This window comes from Deltaproteobacteria bacterium (genome assembly GCA_016874775.1).
Classification (GTDB): Bacteria; Desulfobacterota; Binatia; order Bin18; family Bin18; genus VGTJ01.
On sequence record VGTJ01000007.1, the window covers coordinates 22,108 to 36,546 of the forward strand.

A 14,439-nucleotide genomic window follows, 5' to 3' on the forward strand; every position below is an offset into this window, starting at 1 on the left:
CCGCCTCCTGCAGAGCGCGAGTGATCGTTTCGAATGCTGATACCGAGAAACGGTAAAGATTGAGGACTTGTCTCTGGCTGCCATACAAGCGCACGATTACGCGACTGACCGAGACAACTTTGACTGCCAAGATTTCTTTTGTTGCGATATCGACCCATCTTCCATCCTGGTAGACGGAGATAGTTGTTGGTGAGACTATGTAGCGGCAGAAGGGACGAATGAGCCACTGGATGAAGGAAAACATGAGGGCATCCTGAACGCTGGATGAATAGAAGGATCATAATCTTCAGACAGTACACTTGCATCCACACTCAAGAACGATGTCTACGGGCGAAATCTGCCGAGTCGTACCATCACGACGCACATGCAGCACTAACAGCGTGTATGGGTCAAACACAACTACGTCTTTGACGCCTTGTGACAAATAAAAGTGCGGCCCGATTTCGAGATCCTTTGCTTCATACCCTTTGCTGACAATTTCGATGACCGCCTCGGGGACGAGCGTGATCGCTTCGTCTTCTTCTCTTGGTTCTTCGCAAAAAATTGCGATATCTGGCCGTTTCAGTGAGCCGTCGGGGAAGCTGACATAGACATCAGAGATATTGACGCATTCACACCGAGCAGCTTGTGGGTCAGAAGATGAGGTGTGTTTGCTAACCGTTGCGCGGATACGATCGATCGCCTTCTGGTGACGATAGAGTGGGTGTGGTTCCCAAATGGGGAGACCCGCTACTATTTCGAGACGAATACCGAGTTCATCGGCGCGGAGGAATTTGGAGTTCATCTGGTGCTTCCGTTAAGGATTATGGCAGGGCGGTAATAGTCACCCTTCCGCCATCTGCGGCTTGGATAGTCAGTTCGTAACCGTCCAATAAAGTCATACCCACAAGTGAATCATCGTCGAGTGCTTCTACCATAACTCGACGTGGAGTGCCGTCCCAAAGCACAGTTGCTTCATAAAAATTGACTAGGCGTTCACTGCCACCTGCAAGTGTGACGCGCCCGTGACTAATCCACACAAGACCGAGTGTCATGATAACGGAGAGTGGGAGGGTGAGAGAGCCGGTAAACCCTGTATCAATAATTGCTTCAATCTCTTGTGATTGTCCCTGCGAACCTAACACAGTAACGCGAATAGTTGCCTCCCGCCGATAGGCGTTCATACTCCCGGCAATCATACGATCGCTGATTGACGACGTGGCCCAAAACGATGCACGCCACGAGAACCAACGCGTACCATCCACATCTGCGCCTCTGGTCGGCGAGCACGAAGTCGATCAGAGGCCGCGATTTCGTCATCATCTATCTCATACAATCCCGTTTCGATATCGATCATAACGAACTTCCCCTCATCAGCGACTGTTAAGTGAGGTCGTATGACGCGCTCGTAGATGTCATCTCCACGCCGGGCAAATTCTTCTTTGCTGTAACGCGGGTAGGGATGTGAGGGTGAGGTTGATTCTTTCCCATGGGGCACTTGCATGATTTTATCCTGACCTTGAGAGCGATCTAGACTGCCATGTGAAGGTTTACGCCTGGTATGAGCCATGCAATTTATCTTATCAGTGTGAGGCGAAAAGAACATCAGCCTCACACTGATAAGGGACGTAATACGACGCTCCTTCGTTGCTCTATTTCTTCTCCAACTTCACCCCCAACGCCTTCTGCGTTTCCGCTGGCAAGCCGGTTGGGTCGAGTAACAGATTGTATAATTTGAGCCAATGCGTATGCGCGAGCTGGTGCAACGCAAAAGAGGTTTGCATCGCCTGCTGACGACCTTGCACATCTTGCGCGGTGTTCACGGCTTCCTTGGTTAGCTTTAGCGCAAATAGTGACTTCTTGGTAATCTTAGCGGCCATTTCGAGCGCAGCCTCTTGCAGCTTTTCGCGCGGGACAATCTGGTTGACCATGCCAAGCTGTTTCGCTTCCTCAGCTGAGAGAAAATCAGACGTAAACAGCATTTCCTTCGCTTTGCGTACACCGACTTCCCACGCATGTTGGAAGAATTCCACGCCGCCAATCCCGAAGCTGACGACTGGATCGCAGAACTGTGCGTCCTCACTGGCAATGATAATGTCACAGGGCCAGACCAGCATGAGCCCACCGGCGATGCAGCGACCTTGCACGGCGGCGATCGTCGGTTTGGCCATGTTACGCCAGCGTTCGCTAAAACCGACATAGATTTCTTTTTCGCGAGCCATCTGCGCTTCAGCGCCGGCACAGGTGAAACCGCACCAGGTGCCAACTGTTCTGAACTCGGACATTTTTTGATATGAGCCTTGTTCTCGCAGATCATGGCCGGCAGAGAAATGTGGACCATTAGCGGCGAGAATAACGACCTTGACATTATCGTCTTGCGCAGCGACATCGAATGCGTCGTTCAGTTCGTACAGTAATCGGGTGTCTTGTGAATTGCGAGTTTCTGGACGGTTGAGCACGATACGAGCGACATGCTCGGCTGGGGTTTCATACAAAATCGTTTGGAACTCTGGCATAGCGATTCCCTCCTGTCGGCAGATATTGCGCGATACTCTACACCTCTATATCTCAAGAGCCAATGGATCATTGAGGGGACGATATGGAAACAGTACGTGGGAATTTGAAAAAAATGATTGCGATGGCGGAGGAGACGGTTGCGTATACCTTACCGCTGGGGGAGGCTCGCCTGCCGCTGAATCCGCTGCTGGGGAAAACCGTGCGGCTTTCCTATAGTGGACAGATTCAGTGTGTCGGCTGTGGCCAGTCTACCAAGAAAAGTTTCAACCAAGGCTTTTGCTACCGCTGTTTCTCGACCCTGGCACAATGCGATATGTGTATCGTTAAGCCGGAGCTCTGTCATTTTGCTAAAGGCACCTGTCGCGAACCAGAGTGGGCGCTAGCGCATTGTATGCAACCTCACTATGTGTACCTTGCCAATGCGTCGGGTTTAAAAGTCGGCATTACCCGTGGCAGTCAGATTCCGACCCGCTGGCTTGACCAAGGCGCAGTGCAAGCTCTGCCAGTGATTCAGGTGCAAAGTCGGTATCATGCCGGATTAGTGGAAGTAGCATTCAAGAAGCATGTATCCGATCGTACTGACTGGCGCAAAATGCTCAAAGGTGAACCTGAAACCCATGACCTCACTGCACAGCGGGAAGAGTTGTTCGCTCGCTGTGAGAAAGATTTGGCGGCTTCGACCGAAACCGCGAGGACCGAGTCGCTAGCGCGATTGATGACGGAAACTATTCGCACGTTCACCTATCCAGTGTTGACCTATCCACAAAAAGTCACCGCTCTGAACCTCGACAAGACCCAAACGGTTGAAGGAACGTTACTCGGAATGAAAGGCCAATACCTCATCTTCGATACTGGCGTGCTTAACGTGCGCAAGTTTACTGGCTACGATGTCGCGGTTTCTTTTTAGTTCGCAGAGGTTTCTCCACCGCCCTTCGACAAGCTCAGGGCGTACGGTAATGAGGAAAAATTGAGATACCCTTCCGTTCGTGCTGAGCTTGTCGAAGCATAATCAGGGAAGGTAGCCGCAACTGGTTTAGAACCCGATGTGAGGAGTAACACTATGGCTGATCTTGCAGCATCAGCACGTAAATTGCCGATGACCGGGGCGCAATACCTCGACAGCTTGCGTGATGATCGCGAAATTTGGATCAATGGCGAACGTGTTAAGGATGTCACGACCCATCCGGCGTTTCGCAATGGCACGCGCTCGGTTGCGACCCTCTATGATGCACTGCATGATCCGCAACAGCAGGACGTGTTGACCGGGGTGACTCCTACCGGTGCACTGACTCACAAGTCCTTTCTCCTGGCGAAGACACCGCAGGAGTTGCTGGCGCGTTCTGAAGCGATGCGCGCCTGGAGTCGCCTACATTTCGGCTTTATGGGCCGTAGTCCAGACTACAAGGCTGGACTAGTTGTGAGTCTTGGTGCATGGCCCGAGTACTTTGAACCATACACGAAAAACGCGACTCATTGGTATCACAAGCTGTCTGAAGGATGCCTGTACCTTAATCATGTCGGTATCAATCCGATGGTCGATCGCTCCAAGCCTTTACATGAGCAGAAAGAGATCTTCGTTCGCGCCGTTGAAGAACGAGATAACGGCATTGTCGTCAGTGGCGCCAAGATGGTTGGAACTGCCGCGGCCTTCACGCGTTACAATTTCGTTTTCAATTACGGTGCGGTGCCGCTAAGTGATGGCGATAAAGATCACGCCTTGGTTTTCATTGTTCCAACCAATGCACCCGGTGTGAAGTTACTCTCCCGTCCGTCATACGAATTAGCTGCCAGCCGTTCGCACCCTTATGATTATCCTCTGTCGAGCCGCTTTGATGAGAACGACGCGACCATGATCTTTGATCGTGTCTTCGTGCCGTGGGAGAATGTGTTTGTCTTTCGTGACATCCCCAAGACCAACGGCTTTTTCCCGCAAGCGCAGGTGTTACAGAACCTCATGTTGCAAGGGGCCACACTATTTGTGACTAAGATAGAATTTCTGACTGGGCTCTTTTTACGTATTGCCGAGTCGAACGGCACTATTGGTTTTCGCGGTGTGCAAGAAAAAATTGGCGAAGCGATCGCCTACGTGCATACGTTCAATGCCTTGGTGCGCGATGCCTGCTTGTATCCAGATCCAGCCGCCAATGGGCACGTCGCGCCATCGCACCGCTCGATGTGGGCCTATCGCGTGCAAGCTCCTAGTGTCTATCCTCGCTTTCGTGAATTGATCGAGATGGTTGCTGCCGGTGGGTTGATTCAGATTCCTTCCAGCGCCAAAGACTTTGCTAATCCTGCGCTGCGGCCATTTCTTGACCAATATTACAAAGGCGCGAATATGGACGCCGAACAGCGAGTGAAGTTAAGTAAACTTGTGTGGGACGCAATCGGCAGTGAGTTCGGTGGTCGCCACGAACTGTATGAACGTAACTACGCTGGCAATGTTGAGAACCTCAAAGTCGAGACACTCTTTTCCGCCCAGGCCGACGGTGATCGTGCAGCGTTGGAACAACTCGTCCAGCAGTGTCTTGATGCGTATGATCTTAGCGGCTGGACCGGTTCGACGTGGCTCGGACCAGAGAAGTAATTGAGAAATTGAATCATCGAGTCATTGAAAGAGATTTTTCTCAATGACCAGATCACCCGGTGGCCTGATGGCTCAATCTCTCATTTGAGCCATTTCTTCATACGTGGAGAAGAGACGGTCAAAAGACGCGAACATCACGCTTTTGTCGCCGCGATCATGACGGACGCCATTGTGCTGTACACACTGCTCCAGGCTTCTCTCACACTTGGTGTGAAGTCGCTCCCCAAGCCTTGTCCAAGAGTCTGTAAGAGTGCCGCGCCGACCGTAGTGTAATCTGCCTCTTTGACCCCATACTTGACGTGACGCTTCGCCAATTGTTGTAGAACGGGCACGACTGCTTGCAAGTCATTCAGTTTATTGACAGCGAGTCCAATCATTTCCATTAACCGCTGGCCTTGGAGCGTCATATCGCCAGTGAATAGCTTCTTCAGACTTGGGTCTGCAGAAAAGAGATTGTTATAGAACAGAGCCGCCACTTGCGGAGCAATCGCTTCCACTTTCTTCCATGAGTCTTGGACCAGGGTAATCGTCTCTTGGGTCATTACTATTCTCCTCCCTCACCTGCCCCATCGTTTGAAGATGAGTGACGTATTGATTCCACCAAAGGCGAAGTTGTTGGACATGACATAGTCGACTTGGCGTGGACGAATGTCAGTGAGATAGTCGAGTTCTGCGCAGCGTGGATCGACGCGATCCAGATTGATCGTGGGTGCGAGCCAGCCCTCAGCCATCATCTGGATACAGAGCCAGGCTTCAAGTGCGCCACAGGCACCGAAGGTGTGTCCCATGTAGCTCTTGAGTGCACTAATGGGAATCGGCCGCTTGAAACAGGCTACGGTTGCTTGGGATTCGGCAATGTCGCCAACTTCGGTGGCAGTGGCATGGGCGTTCACATAATCGATCATGTCTGGGTCGAGATGCGCATCTTGTAGCGCCATCTCCATCACTTGCTGCATCCCCTCAGGTGATGGATTGACCATGTGTTCACCATCACAATTTGTGGCAAAGCCGACAACTTCTGCCAAAATGGGCGCCCTCCGTTGTTGGGCATGTTCGAGCGATTCAAGAATGAGTGTGGCTGCTCCTTCCGCCGCTACCAGACCATCACGATCGACATCGAACGGACGGGGTGTTTTGTCTGGATGATCGTTCTGTTTCGAGGTGGCGTAGACGACATCAAACACAACCGCACTGGCAACGTGCAGTTCCTCAGCCCCACCAGTAATCATCATTTGTTGTCGCCCATATTTGATCATTTCGTATGCATACCCAATAGACTGACTGCTAGCGGTACAGGCAGAACCAATGGGCAGAATTCGTCCTTTAATCTCAAAGAATTGGCCGATATTGGCGGCGCACGTATGACTCATGAATTGGGTAAAGTGGGAGCCGGTAATGCCTTCGAGGGTTTTATGCACGCCGAGCTGCTCCATGAAGTATTGCAGTGCTGGTGGTGAGCCCGAGGCCGAGCCATAGGCAATCCCGGTGCTGTGTTCGTGTAGTACGGGATTTTCGAGAAGTCCAGCCTGCATCAATGCAAGCTCTGTCGCCCGTGTTGCCAGAAGCGCCACGCGACCCATCGTGCGAATCTTCTTGCGTGGATAATGCGGCGGGCGTTGAAAATCTGGAACGGTCGCTCCTAACCGGGTCCGCAATCCTGCGATCGAGTCCCAGTCGTGTTGTAGCGTGACTCCCGACTTTTTGGCGAGGAGTTTCGTTTTTACTTCATCCCAACTAGTTCCCAGCGGACACAACCCTGCCATTCCTGTCACCACCACACGGTGTGTCATATCAAACCGCCGTTCACAGAAATGACCTGGCCGGTAATATACGCGGCCACTTCGGAAAACAGAAAGGCCACGAGACCAGCGACCTCGGCTGGCATGCCAAAGCGACGCATGGGAATCCGTTGTAGGAGTTCCTCTTTGGGGAGTTTTGCAACCATATCTGTTTCAATCAGCCCCGGAGCCACACTATTAACGGTGATTTGCCGTCGCGCCAACTCTTGTGCCAGGGATTTGGTCGCGCCAATGACGCCCGCTTTCGCTGCCGCGTAATTGGTCTGCCCACCGTTGCCTACCAAACCCGACACTGAGGAAATCGTCACAATCCGTCCTCCGCGACGCGCTTGCGCCATTGGTAAGACTACTGGATGTAACAAATTGTAAAAGGCATCGAGATTGGTGTGCACGACACGATCCCATTTGTCGCCAGAGAGCATGGGAAAGAGGCCATCGGCGGTAATACCCGCATTACAGACGACTCCCCAGTAGATGCCACGAGTGTTCATGTCTTGGGTAATGGCCTCTTTTGCGGCCTCGCGGTCTGCGACATCAAAAGGAATCAAGTAAGCAGCGCCCCCAGCCGCAGAGATGGCTTCCAGGGTTTCTTGCGCTGCCACATGATTGTTGAGGTAATTGATCCCGACCTCATGCCCTTGCGCGGCTAAGGCAATGGCGATGGCTCGTCCGATACCACGGCTAGCACCGCTGACTAGTACCCGAGTTGTCATGATCAATCTCTTCTAGATAAGCCTGCAAGGCTCTCGGCTTAAAGACGCTGAGATCAGCCTGCTGAAGCAGAGGCTCGCTGGCAGCCTCAGAAGTGATGGTGCAGTGAAATCGCATGAGTTCGTGTTTCCCCCATATGTGCGAGACATGGATACGCAGAGTTTGGCCAAGCTCGAAGAATTCACAAGATGTCTCCCAACGGCGCGTTCCCATCAGTAAGCCTACCGTAATGGGAGCATTCACTAGATAGGAGTAATAGCCGCCAAACGCAGCTACGGATTGTGCCATGTACTCCAGGCCAACGAACGCCGGCACCCCGGACGCTTCCAAAAACATCGACTGTGGGGTAATCGTCACCTCACACGTGCCTTCCTGCTCTGTGGCCTCCACTAAGCGATCGATCAGGATCATTGGAGGTCGATGGGGAAGGAGTTGTTCTATCGGAGGATAGGTTGCTCCTGTCATTCGGTACCTCCTCACCGCGAGCATATTTCGACCGTTTGCGCTCGCAGACGTACCAGTATCAAAACATCTTGTAAAAACAAGCCTGGGTGCGACACCGTTTCGGTTGCTTGCTGCATCACACTTAGGGGAGACCGTTGGCGGGCGCGACGCCCGCGCTCCCAGGGTCAATATGAATTAGCAACCGATACCCCAATGACATATTCGTCAGTTCAACGTCGCCTTGCGTGGAGGGTGCTCCGTGATAGCGAATACGCGTGACGAGTTGTTGCCGAAACGAGACGCGTCGCTCATGCGTGTGGGGATCCTCTACAACGTGCCATTCGCCTTGATTGGGGAGACGTGGCCAGAGGACTTGTTGGAGGTATGAGAGCATAAACGCAGCAGGGAAAGGGATCTCACGATCGGTGAAATTTTCGTACGTTAACGTTTGCCCATCGTAGCGAACGAGAAAGGCACGCGTTTGCCAGGGCGTGAAGCCCACGAGCACGATTCGGTCTGTGTCAATTTCGACCTGTACCTGGAAGACAAAATCTTGGCCACGAGCCTGGCCTTCAAGCAGATGTCGGGCAGCATACGTCCGACCGTAGGTTGCAGGGGCAAGCAGCGGATAATAGGGATGAGGCAGCGTGGGATTGCGCAATGGGGCGAACATTCCCGCCGTCACACTACAGCCTGGCAGTACGAGGAGAAAAAAAGCGAGAACGCCCAGTCGCTTCACAAGGAAGACCGTCCATAGTACGCAAGTGGAGCAAAGAACAAGGCTCCAGCAATGCCGATTAACACGGTTAACCCAATAGCTTGGAGCACGGCTTGACCGCTCAGACTCAACAGACCAAACGAGAGTACCGTGCTCAAAGCGGATAGCGTAAGCGCGAGCAATGTAGTTGGCCCCTCGGCAAGCGACCCTTCGGCGATGAAAATAGTAAAATCAATGCCCATGCCGAGAACCAGAAGCAGCATCAGGAGGTGGATAAGGTGAAAGGGATGGCCGAGCCAGCCAAAGACACTGATGGTGACAAGAGCTGCGAGCACCGGCGGCAGCATAATGATGACGCTTCGAGCTTTGTAGCTCCACACTAAGATGGCAAAAATAAGGACATACGCACCGCTGACGAGCCAGGCCGCTTGCCGTCGGTAGTGTTTGAACACGCGGGTGAAGTCGGCTACGGGATCGACATAGTGGATACCTTCACTCTTATCGAGCAGCGCTGCGAATGCATAAGGATCATGAATATGAAAAACCTGGACAAGTAGTGAGGTTGAGGAGGTGGGAGACGACGGGTCTCCTAACCACAAATGTCGCAATCCTCGGGAGGCTTCGTGTTGTTGCCATAACTCAGGGGTGAGAAAGGTTTCCGGTGGCGCGGCGATGGTGTGAAAAAATTGTTGTATGACTTCTTCGGTAAATCCGAGTTGTCCAAGTTCCTGCGCGAGGAAGGGCCGCTGGTCGAGCAGTCGCTGGACGGTTAAAAGATTGGCTTTTTGTTGTTTCATACTGGGAAGAAAAGACGTTATCACCGGGCCGAGTTCGACGGATGGACGGGCGGGCTGGTCAACCAACGGCGCAGTCAACTGTTCGAGCTTCTGTAGTGCGTCTTCTGCCGTGTGTCCCTTTACAATGAGATGGGTTTGGTTTTGTGAGAGACCCATGATGGTACGGATAAACTGATCTTGCTCCTGAAGATCCTTTGGTAATGCGTTCAGTGCCCGCGGACTATCGCTGACGTGAAGCAACCACAAGCCTGGTAGGCACAGAAGGAGCACGAGTCCGTACACGATGAGCAATGGCTTCCGATATCGATTCCCGAACGCGAACGCATTGAGGGTTGCGAAATAGAGGGCAGGAGGATGCTGCGCGCGTGGATGCGTCTCGTTGAGGAGATATGGGAACCACAATATAACTGTTGCGAAGGCGACGAGTACTCCACAAGAAGCAAACACCGCTATCTGTTGGAGGCCGACCAATGGAGTAAAGGCAAGGCCAAGGAAGCTGAGAATGGTCGTAAAGGCGCCGAGACTCAACGCCAGAAGCAGGTGACGCATAGTCCGCTGTGCATGCCACGGGGTCGTCAGGCGATGGTAAGTGAAGTAGTGAAAACTGTAATCATCACAGATGCCAACCAGGCTTGCGCCGAAGGTGAGAGTGACCGTGTGCAGGTCGCCAAACAGCCAGAGCGTGATCCCGATGGCACTCCAAATTCCGATGACAATGGGCAGAAGAGCTAAAATAAGATGCCGCCCGGTCTGAAAGGTGCCTAGAATCAGTATGGTAATCCCAAGGAGAGAACCGATACTAATGATCGCGATATCTCGAACAATGGTCTTCTGCGTGGCGGCAGCGAAGCGTACCGCCGAGGTGCCAATGATATCGATGCCTGGCCACGTCTGTTGCAGGGATGAGACCCAGGTCTCCCATTGGGCGTCGAATTGCTCTTGGGTTGCGGTGGCAAAAGGGTCCAGTGCCAGTTGCGCAGTGATGACATGATACCAGCGACCGTTGTGATGAGCAGTGAGGAGCCCGTCCTGCATGTGCAGTTTTCGCTTTGGCGGCTGCCAGTCTTGGGTGAGTGCTGGGAAAAACAGCAGCGGGTCTGCCTCTAAGAAGCGAGTGAGCAGTGATGAGGTTGGTTGGTAGAGAAGTTGCTTCAGTCGTTGGATAAGGGCGAGGTGTCCATCTGGAACGTTGAGGTCGTGACGGAGAGATGGGCTGAGCAGGTGATAGCGAAAAGGAAAGTACAAGTCGAAAAATGCTTGCTGCGTGCGGCTGTGATCCCAGTGCACGGTGACAAACAGCGGGCTCGCCGCGAGCTTTTCTCCCAGGAGTCGAGTCGCCTCGCGCGCAGCGGATTCTTGGCTGTGTCCCACTACGAAGAGTACGGTCCGCCCGAGGTTGCCAGAGGCGATTTGTCGTAGTGCGGCTGTGGCTGGGTCTCGCTCGGTGTCGGGAAGCAAGGCGAGAACATCGGTTTGTAACTTCCAGTGATAAATGATCTGATAGCAGGACAAGCCACACAAGATGACCACCACCACACACCAGGCGAGCGCAGTCTTGGTTCCGAGCATGCTCTACCGATACCGTTACCGAGCCCAACTGAATTGCGATTGGTAATTGCTCCACTGTGGTTCTGGGAGCATGTGTGGGTCAAGAAAGTGATCGTGGGTCACATCGCTGCTGGTTTCCTGTATCCACAGAGAGGTAATGTGTGCCTGCTGCCCTTCAAGTACAAGGCACGCGATCGAACGTGCCATCGTGGCATTCGTCGGTTTCAGGCCAAGTTGCCAGCGTGCCTCTTGGTGAGAGAAATACACGTCGAAATGTGTGTACAGCGTATCCCATGAGCCGGAAAAGAGGGCGAGAAAGGCACTGACAAATGCTTTCGCTCCAGGCAGCGCGTCTAATGCTAAGGTGTGTGTCGGGCCGTTCGCCTGGCGCTGGAAGATCGCATCTGGAGTAATCACTAGCTCTTGGGCGAAGGGTTTTTGCAGTTGTCGATACAAACCGCGTGGCGGGAGGAAAACTAATTGACCAGAAGAAGTTAATGGGGTGCGTAGTACAGTGATCCGTTTTTCTTCGGTGAAGGTGGTGGCAAAACCATAACCTTTATGGCCGGCGAGGATCTTCACTAGTGGTTCGGGAATCGTGGTGTGGGTGAGACGTTGTGAGAAACGCGTCTCCCAGTCTGCACATGGCATCTGCGTTGTGGCTGAGCGTTCCGCAGCGCTGATTGAGGCAATCAACAGCCACGGCAAGACGAGCCATAGAGATCCTCCCCACTTCATATGGCCACTATAGCCTCTTCGGCGAGATTTGTCATAACACCGAAACCGCTATACAGGGTTGTTCATCTTTTGACGTTCTCAAGGATAGCCAACTGCTTGTGAATCTGCTAATACGACGAACGTGGGGACTGATCCAAATCACGTGACACCGTCGCTTCCTCCGCATCCGCTCCTCCATCGCTACTATCGAGATGAGCGTGCGCGCCGTAGCTACCTGAATCAAGGGTTTGATGTATCTGCACGTTACTATGACGGCATCAGCCGGGTCATGTCGTTTGGCACGGATTGTTGGTATCGCCGGCAGGCACTCGTACGGGCTGGACTGACTGCTGGAATGTCAATGCTGGATGTGGGATGTGGAACTGGACTCAGCGCTGAAGCTGCAAAGGATATCGTGGGACCGCAAGGATATGTTGTTGGGGTAGAGCCGAGCCGAGGCATGCTTGGTGAAGCGCTTGGGGCTCAGCGTCTCCATGCCGGTGTACGCGGAATCGCGGAGTTACTGCCTATCAATGATGGTCAGTTCGACTTTGTCTGCATGAGCTTTGCGCTGCGGCATGTTGCAGACCTGCAGAGTGCATTTCGCGAATTTCAGCGGGTGTTGAAGCCTGGAGGAACCCTCCTGATCGTGGAAATGACCCCACCTCAAGCCAGCCTTTCTTATTGGCTTCTGCGCATTCACCTGAAATATGTCGTGCCGCTTGTCATGCGTCTATGGTCTGGCAGCCAGGTGACGCAGGACCTCTATCGTTATTGTTGGGACACCCATGATCACTGTGTCCCGCCTGAAACAATTTTATCGGCGTTGCAAGTGGTCGGGCTGCAAGAGGTCAAACGTTGGATTGATATCGGCTTGTTCAGTGAATACACGGGTAGAAAAGTCATAGCGTAAAGTGGCGTAACCTCAAAAAGGCAGAGCGAAATCGAACCTCACTACTGCCGACGTAATAACTGCGGGATACGAATCAACATACCCGCAAGCAGGCGGGTATGTAGCCAACTGATCCGGACATTGTCCCGCAACATCCGAAAGTGTGACAATCCTTCTGCGGGATAGAAAACCCGAGTCTCAACATTTCGTATTGCAACACCTGCCCAGTAGAGACGAACGGCGATATCAGGCTCAAAGTCCATCCGCGCGCCGATGCGGTGCTGCTTGAGAAGGGCGACCGTTGCGGCAAGTGGGTACATACGAAACCCGAAGAGGGGGTCCCCGATTGCACAGGACAACGTCTCTCCCCAGACCAGCCACTGCGAAATTTTCCGGCCAAAATAGCGTGCGAGCGGTACGTCTGCACCAAAAATAGGCTTGCCCAGAACCAGTGCTGTAGGATGGGCGCGAGCTTCCGCTAAGAAGCGTTCGATGTCTTGAGTATCGTGCTGGCCATCGGCATCAATTTGGATGGCATGGGAATATCCTTTGTCATACGTATGCGAGAAACCCGTACACAAGGCTTGTCCTTTACCACTATTCTGTTCGAGACGGAGGACCTGGACCCAGGTGTATCGTGCAGCGATATGGGCAAGGACTTGCTGTGTGGAGGTGTCGGACCCATCATCGACAATAATGCACGGCAAACGATATGGGGCGAGATTGGCAACAACTGCAGCGATCGTGTCTTTATGATTATAGATCGGAATGAGAACACACGGATTCATGCTGGGTTCACAAGCAGACACCCAGAGGCGAAACGGTGGGTGTCGGTATAAATCTCATACTGCCAACTTGCAGGTTGTGGTACGTAGTTCAGTTCAAGGGTGCACGCTTGTCCAGGAAAGAGGGGGCGTGAGAATTTGACATCCTTCATCGCCTGAATGTGTAACGGCGCTCCTGTATAGATTTGAATGTAGTCGATAACCCATTTCAACTGGCACACTCCAGCGACAATTGGCACTTGGGGAAAATGCCCATCGAGGTACAACAAATCTTCGGGGATATACAAACGCAGGAGATATCCGTTGCTTGTGCGTTCCGTATCTAGAAGTTGTGGATGGGAAGGGCGAGATGGTGTCCCGGACATGCCTTATTCCTTCGGAGGAAAGATCCTTTTAAAGAACGCGTCCGTTGGTGCTCCTACATAGCGGCGAAATCGCCAGTAACGGTAACACAACTCTCCCACAAATAATAATCCGAGGAGGCAGTAGGAAATAAGGCCATTGTACAAGCTCCAGGTTTCAAGGCTGCTGCAACAGGCGGTGAGGCCGGCAATCGTGGCATTGAAGGCAAAAAATCCGACCCATATACCAGTCACCAAGCGACAATAACGAACCGCCTCAGCAGAGAGGACGCTGGAGTACGTGGTGGCGAAGATCTCGACGATACTCGGCGGACGCAACAAACTATACGCGAACGAGGCGCCGAAGTTAAGAGAAATAAGAAGGGGAAGGTAGAGAATAGCACGTGATTGATTGAACAGTGCGCTAACGAAACTCAGCACGACCGTGCCAATGACAGGCACGAGCAAGCGTGTATGTCCTCCGTTTGGTCGCATATACAGGAAGTTCGCTACCGCCCCGAGCCCCAAGATAAGAGCGATGAGGCGAGGAGAGAACCTTTGCAACCCCGCGTACATCACCAGGGGATAGAAAAGAAAGAGGCAGGTA

At 52.8% G+C, this 14,439-nt stretch carries 17 protein-coding genes; 3 read left to right on the forward strand and 14 right to left on the reverse strand.

What is annotated here, in order from left to right; translation table 11 throughout:
• Nucleotides 1-286: 286 nt before the first annotated feature.
• From FJ147_01875 to FJ147_01890, 4 genes are all read right to left on the reverse strand, one after another.
• Nucleotides 287-784, reverse strand: coding sequence for a Uma2 family endonuclease (locus FJ147_01875; GenBank protein MBM4254625.1), 498 nt, complete (start codon nt 782-784; stop codon nt 287-289).
• A 19-nt stretch (nt 785-803) separates the two neighbouring features.
• Entirely contained in the window at nt 804-1,178 is a 375-nt protein-coding gene (locus tag FJ147_01880) for a clan AA aspartic protease (GenBank protein MBM4254626.1), read from the reverse strand.
• Nucleotides 1,175-1,483 (reverse strand): hypothetical protein, encoded by a 309-nt coding sequence (locus FJ147_01885; GenBank protein ID MBM4254627.1) that lies wholly within the window; start codon nt 1,481-1,483, stop codon nt 1,175-1,177. Before FJ147_01885 ends, FJ147_01880 begins: the two co-directional genes overlap by 4 nt.
• A gap of 148 nt (nt 1,484-1,631) precedes the next feature.
• Nucleotides 1,632-2,495, reverse strand: a complete 864-nt coding sequence (locus tag FJ147_01890) for an enoyl-CoA hydratase (protein MBM4254628.1) — start codon at nt 2,493-2,495, stop codon at nt 1,632-1,634.
• An 83-nt stretch (nt 2,496-2,578) separates the two neighbouring features.
• Here FJ147_01890 and FJ147_01895 point away from each other — a divergent pair, with 83 nt between their 5' ends.
• Together FJ147_01895 and FJ147_01900 are read left to right on the forward strand one after the other, a co-directional pair.
• On the forward strand, nt 2,579-3,403 hold the full coding sequence (locus FJ147_01895; protein MBM4254629.1) for a DUF2797 domain-containing protein: 825 nt from the start codon (nt 2,579-2,581) through the stop codon (nt 3,401-3,403).
• 189 nt (nt 3,404-3,592) lie between these two features.
• A complete protein-coding gene (locus FJ147_01900; GenBank protein MBM4254630.1) occupies nt 3,593-5,080 on the forward strand; it encodes a Pyoverdin chromophore biosynthetic protein pvcC in 1,488 nt (495 codons plus the stop codon).
• Between the two features lie 134 nt (nt 5,081-5,214).
• Here the strand turns inward: FJ147_01900 and FJ147_01905 are convergent, their stop codons facing one another.
• The 7 genes from FJ147_01905 to FJ147_01935 form a co-directional block, all read right to left on the reverse strand.
• On the reverse strand, nt 5,215-5,622 hold the full coding sequence (locus FJ147_01905) for a hemin receptor (GenBank protein ID MBM4254631.1): 408 nt from the start codon (nt 5,620-5,622) through the stop codon (nt 5,215-5,217).
• A 15-nt stretch (nt 5,623-5,637) separates the two neighbouring features.
• Nucleotides 5,638-6,870, reverse strand: coding sequence for a beta-ketoacyl-ACP synthase (locus FJ147_01910; GenBank protein ID MBM4254632.1), 1,233 nt, complete (start codon nt 6,868-6,870; stop codon nt 5,638-5,640).
• Entirely contained in the window at nt 6,867-7,592 is a 726-nt protein-coding gene (gene fabG / locus FJ147_01915; protein ID MBM4254633.1) for a 3-oxoacyl-ACP reductase FabG, read from the reverse strand. The genes FJ147_01910 and fabG overlap by 4 nt, the downstream gene beginning before the upstream one ends.
• The gene (locus tag FJ147_01920; protein MBM4254634.1) at nt 7,561-8,055 is read right to left on the reverse strand and encodes a 3-hydroxylacyl-ACP dehydratase; all 495 of its coding nucleotides are present in this window, start codon (nt 8,053-8,055) and stop codon (nt 7,561-7,563) included. Before FJ147_01920 ends, fabG begins: the two co-directional genes overlap by 32 nt.
• A 121-nt stretch (nt 8,056-8,176) precedes the next feature.
• A complete protein-coding gene (locus FJ147_01925) occupies nt 8,177-8,773 on the reverse strand; it encodes a DUF3261 domain-containing protein (protein ID MBM4254635.1) in 597 nt (198 codons plus the stop codon).
• A complete protein-coding gene (locus FJ147_01930) occupies nt 8,770-11,118 on the reverse strand; it encodes a hypothetical protein (GenBank protein ID MBM4254636.1) in 2,349 nt (782 codons plus the stop codon). The genes FJ147_01925 and FJ147_01930 overlap by 4 nt, the downstream gene beginning before the upstream one ends.
• Before the next feature lie 15 nt (nt 11,119-11,133).
• Nucleotides 11,134-11,835, reverse strand: coding sequence for a hypothetical protein (locus tag FJ147_01935; GenBank protein ID MBM4254637.1), 702 nt, complete (start codon nt 11,833-11,835; stop codon nt 11,134-11,136).
• A 142-nt stretch (nt 11,836-11,977) separates the two neighbouring features.
• Between FJ147_01935 and FJ147_01940 the strand changes: the two genes are divergently transcribed.
• Entirely contained in the window at nt 11,978-12,727 is a 750-nt protein-coding gene (locus FJ147_01940; protein MBM4254638.1) for a methyltransferase domain-containing protein, read from the forward strand.
• Between the two features lie 41 nt (nt 12,728-12,768).
• Here the strand turns inward: FJ147_01940 and FJ147_01945 are convergent, their stop codons facing one another.
• Genes FJ147_01945 through FJ147_01955 form a run of 3 tightly spaced genes read right to left on the reverse strand, consistent with a single transcriptional unit; the run spans nt 12,769 to nt 14,327 of the window.
• Nucleotides 12,769-13,494 carry a glycosyltransferase family 2 protein gene (locus FJ147_01945; GenBank protein ID MBM4254639.1) on the reverse strand — a complete coding sequence of 242 codons (726 nt, stop codon included), beginning with the start codon at nt 13,492-13,494 and terminating at the stop codon, nt 12,769-12,771.
• Nucleotides 13,491-13,856 (reverse strand): hypothetical protein, encoded by a 366-nt coding sequence (locus tag FJ147_01950; GenBank protein MBM4254640.1) that lies wholly within the window; start codon nt 13,854-13,856, stop codon nt 13,491-13,493. Before FJ147_01950 ends, FJ147_01945 begins: the two co-directional genes overlap by 4 nt.
• A 3-nt stretch (nt 13,857-13,859) precedes the next feature.
• On the reverse strand, nt 13,860-14,327 hold the full coding sequence (locus FJ147_01955; protein ID MBM4254641.1) for a hypothetical protein: 468 nt from the start codon (nt 14,325-14,327) through the stop codon (nt 13,860-13,862).
• Nucleotides 14,328-14,439: the final 112 nt, after the last annotated feature.

Excerpts from the sequence above, each read along its gene's own strand:
- FJ147_01875 (MBM4254625.1), bottom strand. The coding sequence starts at position 784 with ATGAACTCCAAATTCCTCCGCGCCGATGAACTCGGTATTCGTCTCGAA.
- FJ147_01880 (MBM4254626.1), bottom strand. The coding sequence starts at position 1,178 with ATGATTGCCGGGAGTATGAACGCCTATCGGCGGGAGGCAACTATTCGC.
- FJ147_01885 (MBM4254627.1), bottom strand. The coding sequence starts at position 1,483 with ATGCAAGTGCCCCATGGGAAAGAATCAACCTCACCCTCACATCCCTAC.
- FJ147_01890 (MBM4254628.1), bottom strand. The coding sequence starts at position 2,495 with ATGCCAGAGTTCCAAACGATTTTGTATGAAACCCCAGCCGAGCATGTC.
- FJ147_01895 (MBM4254629.1), top strand. The coding sequence starts at position 2,579 with ATGGAAACAGTACGTGGGAATTTGAAAAAAATGATTGCGATGGCGGAG.
- FJ147_01900 (MBM4254630.1), top strand. The coding sequence starts at position 3,593 with ATGACCGGGGCGCAATACCTCGACAGCTTGCGTGATGATCGCGAAATT.
- FJ147_01905 (MBM4254631.1), bottom strand. The coding sequence starts at position 5,622 with ATGACCCAAGAGACGATTACCCTGGTCCAAGACTCATGGAAGAAAGTG.
- FJ147_01910 (MBM4254632.1), bottom strand. The coding sequence starts at position 6,870 with ATGACACACCGTGTGGTGGTGACAGGAATGGCAGGGTTGTGTCCGCTG.
- fabG (MBM4254633.1), bottom strand. The coding sequence starts at position 7,592 with ATGACAACTCGGGTACTAGTCAGCGGTGCTAGCCGTGGTATCGGACGA.
- FJ147_01920 (MBM4254634.1), bottom strand. The coding sequence starts at position 8,055 with ATGACAGGAGCAACCTATCCTCCGATAGAACAACTCCTTCCCCATCGA.
- FJ147_01930 (MBM4254636.1), bottom strand. The coding sequence starts at position 11,118 with ATGCTCGGAACCAAGACTGCGCTCGCCTGGTGTGTGGTGGTGGTCATC.
- FJ147_01935 (MBM4254637.1), bottom strand. The coding sequence starts at position 11,835 with ATGAAGTGGGGAGGATCTCTATGGCTCGTCTTGCCGTGGCTGTTGATT.
- FJ147_01945 (MBM4254639.1), bottom strand. The coding sequence starts at position 13,494 with ATGAATCCGTGTGTTCTCATTCCGATCTATAATCATAAAGACACGATC.
- FJ147_01950 (MBM4254640.1), bottom strand. The coding sequence starts at position 13,856 with ATGTCCGGGACACCATCTCGCCCTTCCCATCCACAACTTCTAGATACG.
- FJ147_01955 (MBM4254641.1), bottom strand. The coding sequence starts at position 14,327 with ATGCGACCAAACGGAGGACATACACGCTTGCTCGTGCCTGTCATTGGC.